This is a genomic window from Pseudodesulfovibrio sp. (assembly GCF_028692895.1).
Classification (GTDB): Bacteria; Desulfobacterota; Desulfovibrionia; order Desulfovibrionales; family Desulfovibrionaceae; genus Pseudodesulfovibrio.
Window position 1 is genome coordinate 1 of sequence record NZ_JAQUWN010000035.1, and the last position, 17,800, is coordinate 17,800.

The window sequence follows — 17,800 nt, forward strand, 5'->3', positions numbered from 1 at the left end:
GCACGGCCGGAGTCATGCGCGCGCAGGAAGACATGATGTGCGCCATGTATATAAAGAATGAGTTGGACGGGTACCCAAACAGCTTCGAGACCCTGCGCAAGTTTCTGGCCGGGGTGGACAGCGCCGAGAAGTTCTTCGACGAGACCAAGGACTATGCTCCGGAACGGGATTTCGAGTTGTGCATGAACCTGAACGCCTTCGACTTCGTGCTCCGGGCCGCGAGCGCGGACGGGGGAATTGTGCGGCTTGAAAAGATAACGGTCGAAAAATCCTGATTTTTTTTCGCAAGGATGGAGCCATGAGCCATCGCAAGCAGCAAGTCCTCATCGTAGACGATTCGCAGACCAACCTGACCCTGCTCGACCACATGCTGGCCCAGGAGGGGTGCGAGGTGGTTCAGGCCAGGAGCGGCATCGAGGCCGTGGAAATGGTCCGGAACAACGATTTCGCCCTGATCCTCCTGGACATCCAAATGCCGGGAATGAACGGCTACGACACGGCCCTGCGCATCAAGGAGCAGGACCGGGGCCGGCACGTCCCGATCATCTTCGTCACCGCCATATTCCAGGATGAGGATAACGTCCGGCAGGGCTACGAGACCGGGGCCGTGGACTACCTTTTCCGGCCTGTGGACGTCATGCTGCTCAAGAGCAAGGTCCAGGCCTTCCTCAAGATCAACAAGCAGCAGGTCCTCCTGCGGCGCGAGATCGAACAGCGCAAAAAGACCGAGCAGGCCCTGCGCCTGGCCGAGGAAAAGTACCGCTCCATCTTCGAGCGCGCCGTGGAGGGCATCTTCCAGTCCTCCCTGGACGGTATGCTCATGGAGGCCAACCCGGCCATGGTCCGGCTCTTCGGCTACGACAGCGCGGAGGAGATGGCCGGGATCGAGAATCTTCGCGAGGCGCTCATGGTGGACGCGGACGAGCGCCGGACCTACGTCGAACTGCTCCGACGGGACGGCTTTGTGGCCAATTTCGAGTTCCGCGCCCGGCGCAAGAGCGGCGAGATCATCTGGTGTTCCGAGAGCTCCCGGCTGGTCCGGATGGGCGAGGACGGCCGGGAATACGTGGAGGGCGTGCTCGAGGACATCACCAAACGCAAGCACAGCGAGTTCGAGCTCAAGCACCTGGCCACCATGGACAGTCTGACAGGAGTGCCCAACCGCCACATCTTTTTCGACCGGCTGGAGCTGGCCGTGGCCGCCGCCAAGCGGTACGGCTCCCGGCCCGCCGTGCTTTTCGTGGACCTCAACGATTTCAAGGAGGTCAACGACACCCTGGGGCACCAGGCGGGTGACGATCTCCTGTGCATGGTGGCCGGGCGGCTGCAGAAGCGCATTCGCGAGGCCGACACCCTGGCCCGACTCGGCGGCGACGAGTTCGGCGTCCTCCTTGCCGATGTGGAGAACGAGGAGGGGGCCCTGATCGTGGCCCGCAATTTGATCGCCGTGCTGGAGGAGCCTTTCTCCATCCAGAACAAGCAGATCCGGGTGGGGGCAACCATCGGCATCAGCTACTTCCCCGATGACGGCAAGGACGGCGTGACCCTGGTCAGCCGGGCCGACGCGGCCATGTACGGCGCCAAGAAGAACTGCCACCAGAACGTGGGCACCTTCCGCGACTGCGGCGCTCCCAAATAGCTCAAATTCAACTCGTCAATAGGGCCATGGCGCCCCGTGCCTGCACGGGGCGTTTTTTCCCGCTGTAAAAAAGTCGTGCGAGCGCCGGGGAGCCTTGGCGTCCCTTGCGGGAGCCCGTCCAGCCGATTCTCTGGACTTTTTCCAGAAACGGCTCAGAGTCAAAAAAATGGGGTGCTTAGACGGCCGACACTTTGCGAAAAAAAGGGCTATGTACTTGACTTACCCCTTCATTAAGGGCATGTGAATCGATAACCTTGGAAATAAAGTATTGGTTTGGGTTTCAAGCAAATTTACTGCCAAAAGGACTGGGTATGGTTTTCAACTGGCTGCATTTTGCGATCGTTCTGTTTTTGCTCGCCGGACTGCTTTTCGCTGTCGGGCCGATCATCCTGGCTATGCTGCTGGCGCCCCAATCAAGGGGGGGGGACATAGGGATGCCGTACGAGTGCGGCATGGTCCCCTACGGCAGTTCCTGGTCGAGGTGGGGGGTGTCGTTCTACATCTACGCCCTGATCTTCCTCGCCTTCGACGTGGATGTCCTTTACCTGTTCCCGGTTTCCACGGCGTATGTTGACGCCGAGGGCTGGGTTTCCTTCGTAAAGGTATTCATCTTCCTGTTCTTCCTTATTCTCTCCGTCATTTATTTTTGGGCGAAAGGGGTGTTCACATGGCCGCGCAGGATTCAGTAGTGCAAAGGGACCTGTTGACCAAAAGCGGGAACTACATGGACCCGCCCCTGGTCAACATGAAGCTGGCGCAGGACATTTTCGACGTCTGTCGATCCATGTCCCTGTGGCCCATGACCTTCGGCCTTGCCTGCTGCGCCATCGAGATGATGGCCACGGGCATGGCGCGGTTCGACATGGCCCGCTTCGGCGCGGAGGTCTTCCGGCCCTCGCCCCGCCAGTCGGACGTCATGATCGTCGCGGGCACCGTCACCAAGAAGATGGCCCCCTCGGTGGTGCGCCTCTACGAGCAGATGCCCGGCCCCAAGTGGGTCATCGCGATGGGCAACTGCGCCATCTCCGGCGGGCCCTTCAAGATCAAGGACAACTACAACGTCATCGAGGGCGTGGACACGCTCATCCCCGTCGACGTGTACGTGCCGGGCTGTCCGCCCAGGCCGGAAGGGCTGCTCGAAGGCTTCTTCCAGTTGCAGCGGCTCATCACCGGAAAGCGCTGGTGGCCCGTGGCCGCCGAAGTGGAGGGCTAGGCCTATGCTGAAAGCGCTCGAAGGCGTTCAGACCCAGTGCGTGGCCAGGCAGGACAAAGGGACGACCGGACATGTCTGGTCCGTCTTCCTGGCTCCGGGGCAGGTGGTCAAGGCGGCGGGGAAGCTCTACGAGGCGGAATACTCCCTCGAAGACATCTTCGCCCTGGATTTCGAAGAGGGATTTCTGGTCCTCTATCACTTCAACCGGTGGTTGGTGGACGAGCGCGTGGTGCTTCGCGTCCTCGTCCCGAAGAACAACCCCGTCGTGCCCTCCATTGCGGGTATCTTCCAAGGGGCGGAGTGGCACGAGCGGGAAACCCGCGACTTCCACGGCGTCCGGTTCGAGGGCAATCCGAACCTCGTGCCGTTGCTCATGCCCGTGGAGACCGCGGACCTCTTCCCCCTCGTCAAGTCCGACAAGGTCCGCGCGTCCATCAAGACGCTGCTGAACCTGGGGGAGGTGGTTTCCTGCACCAAGGCCATCGAGGAGTTGTTTGCGGAAGCGGAGGCCGGGGAGGCCTCCGAAGCGTAGGCCGGGGCGACCGGTCGGTCATACAAGGACTGAGAAGTTATGTCGGCTTACCAGAATTCAGAACAGATGAAGGGTGATTTCTACACCCAGAAGTTCGAGGCCGGGAAGCGGGACGGCACCCTGATCCTCAACATGGGCCCGCAGCACCCGTCGACCCACGGCGTGCTCCGGATCGTTGTGGAGCTGGACGGCGAATACGTCGTCCGGGCCGAGCCCGTGCTGGGCTACCTGCACCGCATGCATGAAAAAATGGGCGAGACCCAGACCTGGGGAGGGTTCATCCCCAATATGGGGCGCGTCGACTACGGTCATCCCATGGCCTGGAACTGGGCCTACTGCGGCGCCGTGGAAAAACTGATGGGCATCGAGGTGCCCGAACGGGCGGAGCTGCTCCGGGTCATCATGACCGAGCTCAACCGTCTCACCTCCCACCTGCTGTGGTGGGGGGCCTACATCCTCGACCTGGGGGCGTTCACGCCGATCATGTACGCGTTCGACGACCGCGAAATGCTGCTGGACATCCTGCAGCGGCCCACGGCCTCCAGGCTCACCTACTCCAACTTCCGCGTCGGCGGGCTCCAGATGGACGTCGACGACAAGTGCATCGAGATGATCAAGGCGTTCATCCCGCACTTCCGCAAGCGGCTGCCCATGTACAAGGACCTGGTTACGGACAACCTGATCCTGAGGCGTCGCATCGAGGATATCGGGATCATCGACCAGGACATGTGCCGCCGCTACGGCTGCACCGGTCCGGTCCTGCGCGGGGCGGGCGTCGCCTACGACGTGCGCCGCGCTGAACCCTACTCGGTCTACGACCGGTTCGACTTCGAGATCCCGACCCAGACCAGCGCCTGCTCGGCCGGACGCTACCTGGTTCGCGTGGCGGAGATGGAGCAGTCCATGCGCATCATCGAGCAGGCCATCGAGATGCTCCCGAGCGCGCAGGGCGGCTACATTGTGGACAAGGCGCCCAAGCCGGCCATGAAGCCCCCCGTGGGCGAGGCCTACTTCTGCGTCGAGGGCGGCCGCGGCAAGGTCGGCGTGTATGTGGTCTCGGACGGCTCCAAGACGCCGTACCGCGTCAAGCTGCGCGCGCCCGGGTTCTCGAACCTGAGCGCCTTCGCCGAGGCGGCGACCGGCACGCTCATCGCGGACGCCGTGGCCATCCTGGGCAGCCTGGACCTCATCATTCCGGAAATCGACAGGTAGGGTGGAGCAATGAGCGCATTCGTACAACAACTGTTAGTCCTGATCGTCGCCGCCGTCGCGGCCATGATCTGGCTCGGCATCAACGCCCTGGTCTGGGTCTACTGCGAGCGCAAGTTCGCGGGGCACATCCAGCGTCGGCCCGGCCCCTTCGAGGTCGGCCCCCACGGCGCGTTGCAGCCGCTTATCGACGGCCTGAAACTCATGGGCAAGCAGCTCCTCACCCCGGACAACGCGGACGCCATCCTCTACTGGCTGGCCCCTATCCTGTCCATGCTGCCGGTGCTGCTGCTCTTCCTGCCCATCCCGTACGGCCCGGTGCTGACGGGCATGGACGTCAACCTCGGCCTGCTGCTGATCCTGGCGTTCTCCAGCTTCAACGGTCTGGCCGTGCTGCTGGCTGGCTGGTCCTCCAACAACAAATGGGGCCTGCTGGGCGCGGCCCGAGCCGTGTCCCAGACCGTGGCCTACGAGATCCCGCTGCTCCTGGTCGTCCTGGCCGTGACCTTCATGACCGGCACGCTGAGCCTGACCGAGATCACCAACATGCAGGCCGGACACATCGGCAACTGGTTCATCTGGAAGCAGCCCCTGGCCTTCCTGATCTTCCTGGTGGCCATGTTCGGCGAGACCAACCGCGCCCCCTTCGACCTGGCCGAGGCCGAGTCGGAGCTGACCGCCGGTTTCCACACGGAGTACTCCTCCATGGGATTCGGTCTCTTCTTCATGGCGGAATATGGATACATGGTCGTCATGTGCTCCGTATGCTCGGTCCTGTTCCTGGGCGGCTATCACGGTCCGTTCCCGGGCGTGGACGGCTGGTGGTGGATGCTCCTCAAGACCTTCGCCCTGCTGTCCTTCATGGTCTGGGTGCGCTGGACCTACCCCCGCGTGCGGTTCGACCAGCTCCTGAACATCAACTGGAAATGGCTGTTGCCGCTGGCCACGTTCAACCTGCTGGCCACGGCGCTGATCCTGAAGCTGTAGAGGTGTAGCATTATGAATACCTTCAGAAAACACGTCATACAGCCGATCATCGACTGCTGGTCCCTGATTGTGGGCCTCAAGATCACGGGCAAGTACTTCTGCAAGCCCCTGATCACGGTCCACTACCCGCGCGAGGTCATCGACAGCGAAAACCTGTCCACCTACGGCGGACACGTCGAACTGATCGGCAAGCCCAAGGATCCGGCCACGCCCAAGTGCATCTCCTGCATGATGTGCGTGACCAACTGCCCGAGCGGGTGCCTGACGGTCGTCAAGTCCAAGGCCCCCAAGCCCACCGCGGACCAGGAAGCCGCCTGGAAGGCCGCCGAGGAGGCGGGAGAAAAGGTCGAAAAACCCAAGGCTCCCAAGAACCCGGCCAAGTTCATTTACGATTACACCAAGTGCAGCCTGTGCGGCACGTGTATCGAGAACTGTCCCGCCAAGTCGCTCCGGTTCTCCAACAACATCTACTGGGTCGCCACCAGCAGGGCCGAGATGAAGATTGATCTCCTCGCCAGGCTGAAGGGGCAGGCCGCGGAGGTCTCCGCGCCCGCTCACGCTCCCAAGTCCGAGGCTTCCGCCCCGGCGGAGAAGGAGGCTTAAGGAATGGAAGTTTTGGCAAAAATCGCATTCAGCGTCTATACGCTCATCATATTGGGCGGCTGTGTGGTCGCGGTCTCCAGCTCCAGCCTGGTCCGCGCCCTGGTCGGCCTGATCACCACCCTCATCGGGGTGGCGGGCATGTACCTGCTGCTGGCCACGCCGTTCATGGCGTTCATGCAACTGCTCATCTACGTGGGCGCCGTTTCGGTCCTCATCTTCTTCGCGGTCATGCTCACGCGGGCCGAGCAGGGGGGCGACGAGGCCGGGAGCGCACCCATGAAGACCTACGTGTTCGGCCTGGCGGCCACCATCGCCCCGGCGGCCATCCTCGGGTGGCTGGTCCTGACCCGGCCGGTGGCGTCCGTGGCCGTGCCCGTCGAAGTCACCATCAAGCAATTGGGCGGCGGGCTTCTTGGCTCGTACTTCCTGCCCTTTGAACTCATCTCGGTCATCCTCATGGTCGCCATGTCCGGCGCCGTGCTCCTGACCTGGGAAAAGCGGGGGAAGAAATAGATGAGCGCCCTGACTCTGTATCAAATCGTCGCGCTGATCCTGCTGTGCGCGGGCCTCTTCGGCCTGACCCAGCGGAGAAGCCTCGTCGGCATGTTGATCTGCGTGGAGCTGATGCTCAACGGCGCGGGCCTGTCCATCGTGGCGGCCGCCCAGCTCACGGACTTCAGCGCGATCCTCGGCCAGCTCGGCACCCTGTTCGTCATGGGGCTCGCTGCGGCCGAGGCGACGCTCGTGCTGGCCATCGTCGTGGTCGTGGCCCGGCGGTTCGGTTCCGCCAAAACCAGTGACATCACCACCCTGAAGGAGTAGCCGCCATGGATGGAGTGACCATAGTCTCTGCCAGGATACTGCTGCCGGTGGTGATCACGCTGATTGCGCCGCTCTTTATCTGGCTCTGTCGAAAAGATGAAAACCGGCGGGAGGCCATCAGCTTCGTGGCCGCCGCCCTTACCTTCGCAAGCGTGCTCTACATGGCCCCGGCCGTGCTGCGCGGCGAGGTGTGGTACTATCATGTGACCACCATCATGCCGGGCATAAGCATCGCCTTCGCCGCCGACGGCCTGTCCATGGTCTTCGGCCTGATCGCGCCGTTCCTCTGGTTCTTCGTGACCAGCTACAACGTCGGGTACATGCGCGGGCTTCACGAGCACGCCCAGACCCGCTACTACGTCTGCTTCGCGGTGGCCATCTTCGGCGCCGTGGGCGTGGCCCTGTCCGCCAACGTGTTCACCCTGTACCTCTTCTACGAGGTCATCACCGTGTTCACGTATCCTCTGGTCTACCACCACGAGGACGCCGAGGCGAAGGTCGGGGCGCGCAAGTACATCGTCTACTTGATGGGTACGTCCAAGCTGTTCCTGCTGCCCGCCATGGTCCTGACCTACGTGCTGGTCGGCAACCTGGACTTCCACCTGTCCGACATCGTGAACGGCATGTTCTCCGCCCAGGTGGTGGCCGAACATCCGCACCTGGTGGCGCTGACCTACTGGCTGTACATCCTGGGCATCGGCAAGGCGGCGCTCATGCCGTTCCACAACTGGCTGCCCTCGGCCATGGTGGCGCCCACCCCGGTCTCGGCCTTGCTGCACGCGGTGGCGGTCGTCAAGGCGGGCGTCTTCTGCGTCAGCCGCATCGTGCTCTCGGCCTTCGGCACCAAGACAGCCTCGTTCCTGACCCTGAGCCAGTTGTACATCGGCTCGCCTGGCACCTTCCTGGGCGACACCAGCCTCGGGATGAGCACGGCGTATGTCGCCACGTTCACCCTGGTGGTGGCCTCGTTCATCGCCCTGACCAAGGACGACATCAAGGCGCGGCTCGCCTATTCCACGGTCGCCCAGCTCTCCTACGTCGTGGTCGGCGTGACCATGCTGGTGGACTCGGCGGTGCAGGGCGGCGTGATGCACATCGCCCACCACGCCTTCTCCAAGATCACGCTCTTCATGGCCGCCGGTGCGATCTTCGTCGCCACCGGCCTGCGGAGCATCAGCCAGATGGACGGCCTGGGCCGCCGGATGCCGTGGACCTTCGGGGCCTTCGGTATCGCGTCCCTCTCCATGATCGGCATGCCGCCGGTCTGCGGATTCGTCTCCAAGTGGTATCTGGTCAACGGCACCCTCGACAGCGGGCACATCGGCATCCTGGTGGCCCTGCTGCTTTCCACGGCGCTCAACGCGGGCTACTTCGTGCCCATCACGTATCGCGCCTTTTTCCGCAAGCCGAAACCCGAGGCGAACATCGGCCAGTACAACGAGGCATCCATGACCATGGTCGTGCCGCTCTGCTTTACGGCGGCCGTCTCCGTGTTCCTGGGTCTGTATCCGCAGACATTCCTGAACTTCGTCAACATCTTGGGCAAGTTCTAGGGGGGATGATATGAGTCAACAAGGATTGGGCGAGATCCTCGCCAAATGGAGAGAAAACTGGAAGACCTGGAGGATCATCTTCTTCGCCGTGCTCGCGGCGATGGTGGTGCTCAACGTATTCTTCCATTCCCACCACGGTCACTTCTGGCACCTGGACGAGACTCCCGGCTTCTTCGCCGTGTTCGGTCTCGTCGTCGGCCTGGCCATGGTCATCATCATGAAGAAAATCGTTCAGCCGTTCATCAAGCGCGGGGAGGACTACTATGGAGACTAGCTGCTTCATCCATCCCTCCATCGCCTTCCTGACGCTGGCCGTTCTGGTCCCGCTGGTTCCGCAGGAGGTGTGGAAGGTCAAGGCGTTCAGGGGCGCTCTCGCCCTGGTCGCGCCGCTGGTCGCCCTCTACGGCATCTTCACGGCGGTGCCGGGCACCTACGGGGCCCTGCACTACCTGGACCAGGCCCTGGTCTTCGGCCGGGTGGACAAGCTGTCCATCGTCTTCGGCCAGGTCTTCGCCATCATCGCAACCATCGGCGCCATCTACGGCATGCACGTCGAGGAAAAGGGCCACTACGTGTGCGCCTCCCTCTACGTGGCGGGCGGCTTCGGCTGCGTGTTCGCGGGCGACCTGCTGACGGTCTTCCTGTTCTGGGAACTGATGAGCATCGGCTCGACGTTCCTGATCTGGCAGGCAAGGACCAAGGAATCGGTCGGCGCGGGCTTCCGCTACTTCCTGTACCATACGGTGGGCGGCCTGTTCCTGCTGGGCGGCCTGCTGCTCAAGTACAAGGCCACCGGCTCCTTCGCCTTCGTCGGCGTGGACCCGACCCAGGCCCAGTACTACGACTGGCTGATCCTGACCGGCTTCTGCGTCAACGCGGCCGTCGTGCCCCTGCACGCCTGGCTGCCCGACGCCTACCCCAGGGCGTCCGTGGCCGGTGCGGTGTACATGTGCGCCTTCACCACCAAGACCGCGGTCTACGTCCTGGCGCGCGGCTTCGCCGGATGGGAAATCCTGGCCGTGGCCGGAACGATCATGGCGGTCTTCGGCGTGCTCTACGCGTGCATTGAGAACAACGCGCGGCGCATCCTCTCCTACCACATCGTCTCCCAGGTGGGTTACATGGTGGCGGGCATCGGCATCGGAACGGCCATGACGCTCAACGGCGCGGTGGCCCATGCCTATGCCCATATCCTCTATAAGGGGTTGCTCTTCATGGGCACCGGCGCCATCCTGTACTCCGTGGGCACGGCCAAGCTGGACAAGCTCGGCGGCCTGGCCACCAAGCTGCCGTGGGTCATGGTCTGGTACATGGTCGCGGCCCTGTCCATCTCGGGCATGCCGCTGTTCAACGGCTTCATCTCCAAGACCATGACCATCGCGGGCGCCGCCGAAGCGCACCGGACCATCCTGGCCCTGGGCATGGAAATCGCGGCGGTCGGCACGTTCATCTCGGTGGGCATCAAGCTGCCGTACTTCGCCTTCTGGGGCGGAAAGTCCGAATACAAGGGCGAGGTCAAGCCGCTGCCCATGAACATGTACATCGGCATGGCGCTGTGCGGCATGCTCTGTATCGCCCAGGGCGTCTATCCCCACATGCTCTACCAGTTCCTCCCGTTCCACGCCGAGGAAGCCTTCCATCCCTGGACCATCGACAAGGTGCTCAACTCGGGTCTGCTGCTCGGCTTCTCCGGCCTGGCCTTCTACCTGACCCGTGAGGTCATCAAGCCGCACGCCTTCCTCAACCTGGACTTCGACTGGTTCTACCGGCTTATCGGCAGCGTCACCATGCGCGCCGTGTGCTGGCCGATCTCCAAGGTCGATGACGTCTGGACCGAGGTCTACCGCACCGGCGGCCTTCGCGCCCTGATCGCCATGGGCGACGGCACGAGCGTGTTCGACAAGAAGGGAATCGACACCGTGGTGGACGGAAGCGCGTACACCGTCAGGTATCTCGGCAGGGTGGGGGCCAAGGCCCAGACCGCCCAGTTGCAGGACTACCTGGCGTTTGCCGCCGTTCTGGGTTTGGGCATCTACGCCCTGGTATGGTACTTCGGCTAAGCCGGACAATCTAAGGAGAATCTGTTTTGAACTTCGGATATCCGGTACTCACACTGTTGATCGCATTCCCCGTCTTTGCGGCGTGCGGTCTGTTCTTCCTGCGCTCGCCGCAGGTGGTCAGGATGTTCACCTTCGCGGTGTCCATCGTCGAGTTGCTGCTGGCCGTGCCGCTGTTTGGCTACACGCCCAACGCCGACTTCCAGTTCGTCGAGAAAATCGACTGGGTCCATCAGTGGGGGCTCCAGTACTACCTTGGCGTGGACGGCATAAGCATCCTCATGGTCTGGCTGACCCTGGCGGTGCTGCCCCTTTGCGTCATGTGTTCCTGGACCTACATCGGAAAGCGGGTCAAGGAGTTCCACTTCTGCCTGCTTTTCATGACCTCCGCCGTGCTCGGCGTGTTCTGCGCCCTGGACCTGGTCCTGTTCTACGTGTTCTGGGAAGCCATGCTCATCCCCATGTACCTGCTTATCGCGGTCTGGGGCGGCGATGACCGCAAGTACGCGTCCATCAAGTTCTTCCTGTACACCCTTGCGGGTTCGACCCTGCTCCTGGCGGCCATCGTGGCCTTCCGGATCACGGGCGGCACCTTCTCCATCCCGGACCTGATGCAGCAGAACTTCAGCTTCCGCTTCCAGTTCTGGGCCTTCCTGGCCATGGCTCTCGCCTTCGCCATCAAGGTGCCCATGTTCCCGTTCCACACCTGGCTGCCCGCGGCCCACGTGCAGGCGCCTTCGGCCGGTTCCGTCATCCTGGCGGCCGTGCTGCTGAAGATGGGAACCTACGGTTTCCTGCGCTTCTGCCTGCCGCTGACCCCGGCCGCCAGCGAGTACTTCGCCCCGATGATGATCGCGATCTCCATCGCCTCCATCCTCTACGGCGGAGCCATTGCGCTGGGCCAGACGGACATTAAGAAACTGGTGGCCTACTCCTCGGTGGGCCACATGGGCTTCGTCACGCTGGGCATCTTCCTGTTCAACCAGCGCGGCGTCGAAGGCGCGCTCTTCCAGATGCTCAACCACGGCATCGTCACGGGCGCGCTCTTCATGATGATCGGCGCGGTCTACGAGCGGAGCCACAGCCGCGACATCGCCAAGAACATGGGGCTCGGCAAGTATCTGCCCGCCTTCATGTTCTTCTGGGGATTCATGGCCCTGGCCTCGTTCGGCTTCCCCGGCACCAACGGGTTCGTGGGTGAAATCCTGGTGTTCGTCGGCGCGTTCCAGCAGTCCACCATCCTGGGCTTCCTGCTGGTGCCCGGCGCGCTCCTGGCCGCCGCCTACATGTTCCGCGTGTCGCTCAAGATGGCCTGGGGCAAGCCCTCCACGGCCAAGGCCTGGCGCGACCTGAACGCGCGCGAATGGGTCTACCTGACCGTTCCGGCCGTGTTCGTGCTCTGGATCGGCCTGGCGCCTGCGCCGTTCTTCAACATCATCGACCCGTCCATCAAGAACCTGCTGGGCGATTTCGAGAAGCGCAAGGTCGCGCACCTCGAAACCGAGCAGCCGATGCAAACCGCCGCAGGCGACCTGTTCCGGGCCGTCGCGGTCAAGCAATAGGGGGGCTGAGACGTGAACTTCAATCTCTCGCTCATCGTCCCGGAGTTCTACTACCTCTGCCTGGTCATCGCCCTGATGATCCAAAGCCTGGGGAGCCGGGAGTGGAAACCCCTGGTCGAAAAGTGGATTCCCTTCGGGGCAGGCCTCGGCTTCTTCGTCACCATCGCGGGCTTCGGCCTGCACGGGACCATGTTCTGGGATGTCTACAAGGTTGACATGATGTCCCAGTTCTTCAAGATCGCCATCGCCTTCGGCTTCTTCGTGACCTCCATCAACGCCGCCCGCCAGTCCACCCTGGACGAGGGCAAGCGGTCCGACTACTACATGATGCTCGGCTTCTCCACCCTGGGCCTGATGATCCTCTCCTCCTGCGTGGAGCTGGTGACCATCTACCTGGCCCTGGAGCTGGCGTCCTACTCCCTGTACGCGACCATTCCGCTCAGGGCCAAGAGCAAGGGCGCGGCCGAGGCCGGCCTCAAGTACATCATGTTCGGCGCGGTGGCCACGGCCCTGTCGCTGTACGGCCTGTCCTACATCATGGCCAGCCAGCACACGACCTTCATCGCGGAACTCGCCACCAAGAACTGGCACTTCGCCGACAACCCCATGGCGGTTGCGGGCCTGTGCCTCTTCCTGGGCGGCATGTTCTTCAAGCTGGCGCTCTTCCCGTTCCACTTCTGGTGCCCCGACGTGTACCAGGGGGCGAGCAACGAGACCGCCGCCTTCGTGGCCACCCTGCCCAAGATGGGCGCGGTCATCATCCTGGTCCGCATGGCCGCCTTCATCAAGCCCGGCCTGGAAGTCACCACGCTGCTCGCGGTCCTGGGCGCCTGCTCCATGACCTACGGCAACCTGGCGGCCCTGGCCCAGAAGGACATCAAGCGGCTGCTCGGGTTCTCCTCCGTGGCCCATGCGGGCTACATCATGGTAGGCCTGGTCAGCGGCACGCCCGAAGGGTTGGCCGCGGCCGCCTTCTACGCCCTGGCCTACCTGGTCATGAACCTGCTGGTCTTCTGGATCGTCAGCCGCATCGCGGTGGACGGCCGGAACCTCCTGCTGAGCGATCTGAACGGGCTCTACAAGAAAGCCCCGGTCCTGGCCTTCTCGCTGGCCGCCGGCGCCTTCGCCCTGGTCGGCCTGCCGCCGACCATGGGCTTCATGGGCAAGTTCTTCCTGATCACCTCGGCCTGGGACCACGGCTACAACTGGCTGGTCATCACGCTGGTGGTGAACTCGGCCATCGCCATCTACTACTATCTGAGCCTGTTCCGGCACGCCTTCACCGAAGACGCGACCCCGGAACTGACCCCGGACCCGGATACCAGTTGGTACGCCTCGGTGGGCGCGGGCATGCTCGCCGCCACCGTGCTCGTCATCGGCATCCTCCCGGCCCCCCTGTTCAACTTCGCCATCGCCGCGGGCAACAGCCTCTTCGGCATCGTGGCCACCGGCCACTAGGCGAAGGCCAACCGACAACCGGAAGGGCGGAAGCTGACGCTTCCGCCCTTTTTTTGCGCCGTCTTCCGGGCCAGGGCGGGCGATGGCGAGAAAGGAAGAGGGAAGGGCATGGGTTGCCTTGGGGGAGGCGGGGGATTATCGTAAATGGATACTGGAGGGAAGGGTATGCATGAATCGAGTTTGGGCGGGACGCTCCGGGATTACCTGACCGGCGACGAGATCGACGAGACCACCTTCGAGGAGTTCCGGCAACTGCTGGCTAGGCTGCTGGTGGAGGAGCTGGGCTACCCCAAGGAGCGGATCAGAGCCAAGGTGCCGATCAGGTATTGCGTGGACGGGGAGGATTTCGAGCGGCCCGTCGACTACGTGATCCAGGACGGCGCGGGCAGGCCCATCTTCATCATCCTCTTCTGCGCCGGGGATGTCATGTCCTTCGAGCGGGAGACGGTCTGCGCCGGGCGGCTCATCGAGGGCGGGCCCGTTGCCTACGCACTGGTAACCGACACCATGGAGGCCTCGCTGCTGGACGTGCGCACCGGCGAGGCCGTGGCCCACGGCATGAACGCCGTGCCGCACTGGGACCGCCTGAACGACATGGTCGCCGAGGCCGAGATCAAGCCCCTGACCGACGAGCAGCGCGAGAAGCAGACCCGCGTCTTCCACACCTACTGCGGCTTCATTTACGGCGCCTGTTGCAGCGAGTCCTGCTCCCTGCCGCCCATGCCGAAGAAAAAGTGATTTATTCAGGATTGACAACAATGATGAAACGCGCGGTTGCGCGATCCTTTCGATAGCTGCGCGAACGTTGGGGCCGGGCCGTCCCCCGCCCGAAGGCCTAGGAGACGACCCGGCCGCGCGGTCACGAGTCGGTCGCTTCCCCCGGTTCATCCACGAACACGATGCATCCCTCGGGGCAGGTGTTCATGATGTCCCGCACCTCGTCCTCGGTGACCTTGGAGCGTCGGACGCAGGGCATGTCCAGCGCCTCGTCCCACTCGAAAACACCGGGATTCAGATCGATGCACCCCTGACAGCCACGGCAGCCGCCCAGTTCGATGGCGACCTCGCGGTACTTGTTGTTCTGTGTCGTGTTGCTCATGACAGTAATATAGGAATGATTCCTATTGATGGCAAGGGCAAAACGCGACGGGTTGGCGGGAGCGGGAGATTGCGTTAACGTGTCTGCATCATCTTCATGCATAAGGGGTTGGTTATGCGCAGGTTCTGTTTTTCGTTGCTGGCGTCCGCCTGCCTGATGGCGGCGGTCTGCCTGGCCGGATGTTCGGGTGGGGACACCATCCTGTCCGAGGACTGGGGCAAGATCGAGGCCGCAGCTAGGGGCGGGCTGGTCCGGCTGTACATCGACGGCTCGAATGCGCGCATCAACGGCTGGATTGACGGCTACCTTGCGGAGCAGGTCAAGCGGCGCTACGGCATCTCGCTGGTTCGCGTGCCCATCGGGCCGGAAGTGGTGGTGGCCCGGCTGGCGGAGGAGAAGGGAAGCGGCAAGGGCGGCGACATCGAGCTCTTTTGCCTTATGGGCGACGCCTTCCGCCGGGCCAAGGCGGCCGGGGTCCTCTTCGGCCCGGTGGCCGAAAAGCTGCCCAACTACGTCCGCTACGTGAACAAGCGGCTGGCGGCCTACGATTTCGGGACCCCCGTGGAGGGGTATGAGATTCCGCTGGGGTGGAGCCAGTTCACCTTCCGCTACGCCGTGGACCGCGTGCCCAATCCGCCCGTGACCCTGCTGGCGCTGACGGACTGGATCAAGGCCCATCCCGGCCGGTTCGCCTATCCGGCCCCGCCGGACTTCACGGGCTCGGCCTTCGTGCGCCAGATTCTGTGCACCGTGGCTGGCGGCCCCAAGACCCGGCTGACCCAGTGGGACAAGAACATCTTCGCCCAGACCTCGCCCAAGGTATGGGCCTTCCTGAACCAGATTCGTCCCTGCCTGTGGGAGAATGGCGCCCGTTATCCGGCGAACTCCCGCGAACTGGAGGCCCTCTTCGACAAGGGTGACATCGACATCGCGGCGCACTACGGCTCGCCCTATCCGACGGCCGACGGCAGGGCCGGGGTGGGCGTCTTTCTCCTGGCCGGGGGGATGCTCGGCAACATGCACTTCATGGCCGTTCCGAAGAACGCGCTGAACAAGGCCGGGGCCCTGGTTGTGGCCAACTTCCTGCTCTCGCCCGAGGCGCAGCTCTCCAAGTTCCTGCCCGCCAACGGCGGCGACTGCCCGGCCGTTGACCCGGACGCCCTGAACAGGGCGGAGTGGGACGGTTTCGCAGCCGTGGACCTGGGGCCGGGCTCGCTGCCCTTCGGCAAGCTGCGCAAGGAAGTGGTGCCGGAGATGGTCCCGGAGTACGGCAGCGCCCTTGACGCGGGCTGGGCCGCGAACGTCGGAAAGTAGTCGGATTTTCGGTGTGAAAACGGGGCCGGAGCGCAGGAATGCGCTCCGGCCCCGTTGCCGTCCGTGGGCACGTCGCGGGCTAGACGTTGAAGCGGAACTCGATGATGTCGCCGTCCTGGACTACGTATTCCTTGCCTTCCAGCCGGGCGCGGCCCGCGTCCTTGACCTTCTTGAAGTCGCCGTACTGGAGGAAGTCCGCGTAGCCGATGACTTCGGCGCGGATGAAGCCCTTTTCGAAGTCGGTGTGGATCACGCCCGCGGCCTGGGGGGCCTTGGACCCCTTGCGCAGGGGCCAGGCGCGGCATTCGTCCTCGCCCGCCGTGAGGAAGGAGATGAGGCCGAGCAACTGGTAGGTCTTGGCGATGACCTTCTCCAGGGCGGATTCGGCGATGCCCAGGTCCTGGAGGAACATGGCCTTTTCTTCGGGATCGTCCACCTCGGCCAGCTCGCGCTCCAGCTTGGCGGCCACGGCGATGTGGGTCATGCCGGGGGTGTCGCCGGGCAGCTCCACGGACGCCTCCTCGCCTTCCGGGCAGTTCCAGACGTAGAGGACGGGCCGCGCCGAGAGAAACTTGAAGCCGCGCAGCTCGGGCAGGGCGGAGAGCTCCTCGTCTTCGCGCAGGGGCTTTTCCGTTTCGAGCAGCGCCAGAGCGCGCCTCAGGCCTTCCTCCTCCTTGGGGTCGATCAGGGCCTTGTTCTTGTTCTTGTCCGCGCCGATCTTTTCCAGCCGCTTTTCGATGACGGCCATGTCCGAGACCATCATGTCGGCCTCGATGGCCTGCCACTGCTGTTTCGGGTCGTTCATGCCGGAGAAGGCGTCGAGCACGCCGATGAGGCAGTCGTAAGGACGGACCTCGTTGAGCACGCGCTCGCCCAGGCCGTTGCCCTTGCCTCCGCCGCCGGGGATGTCCAGGTATTCGATCTCGCTTAAGACGACCTTCCTGGGGTGGAAGAGTTCGATCAGCGGGTCGAGCCGGGCGTCGGGCACCTTGACCATGGCGCGGTTGCCCGCCGCGGCGGCGGTGGGGCCCGCCAGGGCGGCGAAAAGGTCGGTCTTGCCGGAGCCGGAAAATCCGAAAATGGCGGTCTTCATATGCGTTCCCCCGTGGATTGGATTCGCGTTTGGCATCCGTCCTAGCAGCAAACGGCGCGATTGCAAAGGAGCGGGCGCGTCTTCGTCGTTGAAGGCCGTCCGGTTTTCCTCTAGTGTGTCGGGCATGGAAGTTCCCCGCGCCATTTATCTGATCGGCCCGCGAGCCTGCGGCAAGACCAGCGTGGGCCGCGCTCTGGCCGACCGCCTGGGGCTCGACTTCGTGGATACCGACCACGAGCTGGCCCGCGACGTGGGCATGGAGATAGCCGACTACGTGGCCGCCCGCGGCTGGGACGCCTTTCGCGACCGCGAGGCCGGGGTCCTGGCCCGCCTGGCGGCCGGGCCGCTGCGCGTGGTGGGCTGCGGCGGCGGCATCGTCCTGCGCGCGGAGAACCGGTCCGTGCTCTCCGGCGGGGTAGTGGTCTACCTCAGGACCGAGCCCGAAACCCTGGCCGCGCGGCTGATGCGCGATCCCAACGAGGCGCAGCGCCCGTCGTTGACCGGCAAGGGGATCGTGGACGAGGTTCGCGAGGTCCTGGCCGAGCGCGCCCCGCTCTACGAGGCGTGCGCCGACATCGTGCTGGCGGAGGCCCCCCTGGCCGAGGTGGTGGGGGCCGCACTGGACGCCCTCAAGCCGTTTTCCATGCATTTTTGACAGG

At 63.7% G+C, this 17,800-nt stretch carries 19 protein-coding genes and 1 pseudogene; 18 read left to right on the plus strand and 2 right to left on the minus strand.

Features of this window, described 5'->3' with window-relative positions; genetic code table 11:
* From PHP91_RS10045 to PHP91_RS10120, 16 genes and pseudogenes are all read left to right on the plus strand, one after another.
* A pseudogene (locus PHP91_RS10045) lies at positions 1 to 275 on the plus strand (2-phosphosulfolactate phosphatase); the annotation flags it as partial.
* Between the two features lie 23 nt (positions 276 to 298).
* Positions 299 to 1,639, plus strand: a complete 1,341-nt coding sequence (locus tag PHP91_RS10050) for a diguanylate cyclase (RefSeq protein WP_300140096.1) — start codon at positions 299 to 301, stop codon at positions 1,637 to 1,639.
* 311 nt (positions 1,640 to 1,950) lie between these two features.
* Positions 1,951 to 2,328 (plus strand): NADH-quinone oxidoreductase subunit A, encoded by a 378-nt coding sequence (locus PHP91_RS10055; RefSeq protein ID WP_300140098.1) that lies wholly within the window; start codon positions 1,951 to 1,953, stop codon positions 2,326 to 2,328.
* Positions 2,307 to 2,852 carry an NADH-quinone oxidoreductase subunit NuoB gene (gene nuoB / locus PHP91_RS10060; protein ID WP_300140100.1) on the plus strand — a complete coding sequence of 182 codons (546 nt, stop codon included), beginning with the start codon at positions 2,307 to 2,309 and terminating at the stop codon, positions 2,850 to 2,852. Before PHP91_RS10055 ends, nuoB begins: the two co-directional genes overlap by 22 nt.
* Before the next feature lie 4 nt (positions 2,853 to 2,856).
* Positions 2,857 to 3,384 carry an NADH-quinone oxidoreductase subunit C gene (locus PHP91_RS10065; RefSeq protein WP_300140102.1) on the plus strand — a complete coding sequence of 176 codons (528 nt, stop codon included), beginning with the start codon at positions 2,857 to 2,859 and terminating at the stop codon, positions 3,382 to 3,384.
* 39 nt (positions 3,385 to 3,423) lie between these two features.
* Complete coding sequence (locus PHP91_RS10070; RefSeq protein WP_300140104.1) at positions 3,424 to 4,596, plus strand: NADH-quinone oxidoreductase subunit D; 1,173 nt, start codon at positions 3,424 to 3,426, stop codon at positions 4,594 to 4,596.
* A gap of 9 nt (positions 4,597 to 4,605) precedes the next feature.
* On the plus strand, positions 4,606 to 5,580 hold the full coding sequence (gene nuoH, locus PHP91_RS10075; protein WP_300140105.1) for an NADH-quinone oxidoreductase subunit NuoH: 975 nt from the start codon (positions 4,606 to 4,608) through the stop codon (positions 5,578 to 5,580).
* A gap of 12 nt (positions 5,581 to 5,592) precedes the next feature.
* A complete protein-coding gene (locus PHP91_RS10080; RefSeq protein ID WP_300140107.1) occupies positions 5,593 to 6,183 on the plus strand; it encodes a 4Fe-4S binding protein in 591 nt (196 codons plus the stop codon).
* A gap of 3 nt (positions 6,184 to 6,186) precedes the next feature.
* A complete protein-coding gene (locus tag PHP91_RS10085; RefSeq protein ID WP_300140109.1) occupies positions 6,187 to 6,696 on the plus strand; it encodes an NADH-quinone oxidoreductase subunit J in 510 nt (169 codons plus the stop codon).
* Positions 6,697 to 7,005, plus strand: a complete 309-nt coding sequence (gene nuoK / locus PHP91_RS10090; RefSeq protein ID WP_300140111.1) for an NADH-quinone oxidoreductase subunit NuoK — start codon at positions 6,697 to 6,699, stop codon at positions 7,003 to 7,005.
* 5 nt (positions 7,006 to 7,010) lie between these two features.
* On the plus strand, positions 7,011 to 8,558 hold the full coding sequence (locus PHP91_RS10095; RefSeq protein WP_300140112.1) for a monovalent cation/H+ antiporter subunit D family protein: 1,548 nt from the start codon (positions 7,011 to 7,013) through the stop codon (positions 8,556 to 8,558).
* A 10-nt stretch (positions 8,559 to 8,568) separates the two neighbouring features.
* Positions 8,569 to 8,832 (plus strand): hypothetical protein, encoded by a 264-nt coding sequence (locus PHP91_RS10100; protein WP_300140113.1) that lies wholly within the window; start codon positions 8,569 to 8,571, stop codon positions 8,830 to 8,832.
* The gene (locus PHP91_RS10105) at positions 8,822 to 10,618 is read left to right on the plus strand and encodes a Na(+)/H(+) antiporter subunit D (RefSeq protein WP_300140115.1); all 1,797 of its coding nucleotides are present in this window, start codon (positions 8,822 to 8,824) and stop codon (positions 10,616 to 10,618) included. Before PHP91_RS10100 ends, PHP91_RS10105 begins: the two co-directional genes overlap by 11 nt.
* 26 nt (positions 10,619 to 10,644) lie before the next feature.
* The gene (locus PHP91_RS10110; protein ID WP_300140117.1) at positions 10,645 to 12,177 is read left to right on the plus strand and encodes an NADH-quinone oxidoreductase subunit M; all 1,533 of its coding nucleotides are present in this window, start codon (positions 10,645 to 10,647) and stop codon (positions 12,175 to 12,177) included.
* Between the two features lie 12 nt (positions 12,178 to 12,189).
* Positions 12,190 to 13,635 carry an NADH-quinone oxidoreductase subunit N gene (locus tag PHP91_RS10115; RefSeq protein WP_300140119.1) on the plus strand — a complete coding sequence of 482 codons (1,446 nt, stop codon included), beginning with the start codon at positions 12,190 to 12,192 and terminating at the stop codon, positions 13,633 to 13,635.
* Positions 13,636 to 13,800: 165 nt separating this feature from the next.
* Positions 13,801 to 14,373 carry a type I restriction enzyme HsdR N-terminal domain-containing protein gene (locus PHP91_RS10120; RefSeq protein ID WP_300140121.1) on the plus strand — a complete coding sequence of 191 codons (573 nt, stop codon included), beginning with the start codon at positions 13,801 to 13,803 and terminating at the stop codon, positions 14,371 to 14,373.
* Between the two features lie 121 nt (positions 14,374 to 14,494).
* On the opposite strand, the gene PHP91_RS10125 is transcribed toward PHP91_RS10120, so the two are convergent.
* A complete protein-coding gene (locus PHP91_RS10125; RefSeq protein WP_300140123.1) occupies positions 14,495 to 14,734 on the minus strand; it encodes a ferredoxin in 240 nt (79 codons plus the stop codon).
* 114 nt (positions 14,735 to 14,848) lie between these two features.
* Between PHP91_RS10125 and PHP91_RS10130 the strand changes: the two genes are divergently transcribed.
* On the plus strand, positions 14,849 to 16,048 hold the full coding sequence (locus PHP91_RS10130; RefSeq protein WP_300140124.1) for an ABC transporter substrate-binding protein: 1,200 nt from the start codon (positions 14,849 to 14,851) through the stop codon (positions 16,046 to 16,048).
* Positions 16,049 to 16,127: 79 nt separating this feature from the next.
* Here PHP91_RS10130 and PHP91_RS10135 read toward each other — a convergent pair whose 3' ends face one another.
* Positions 16,128 to 17,141, minus strand: coding sequence for a DUF933 domain-containing protein (locus PHP91_RS10135; protein WP_300140149.1), 1,014 nt, complete (start codon positions 17,139 to 17,141; stop codon positions 16,128 to 16,130).
* Positions 17,142 to 17,265: 124 nt separating this feature from the next.
* Here PHP91_RS10135 and aroL point away from each other — a divergent pair, with 124 nt between their 5' ends.
* On the plus strand, positions 17,266 to 17,796 hold the full coding sequence (gene aroL / locus PHP91_RS10140) for a shikimate kinase AroL (RefSeq protein WP_300140151.1): 531 nt from the start codon (positions 17,266 to 17,268) through the stop codon (positions 17,794 to 17,796).
* Positions 17,797 to 17,800 lie beyond the last annotated feature (4 nt).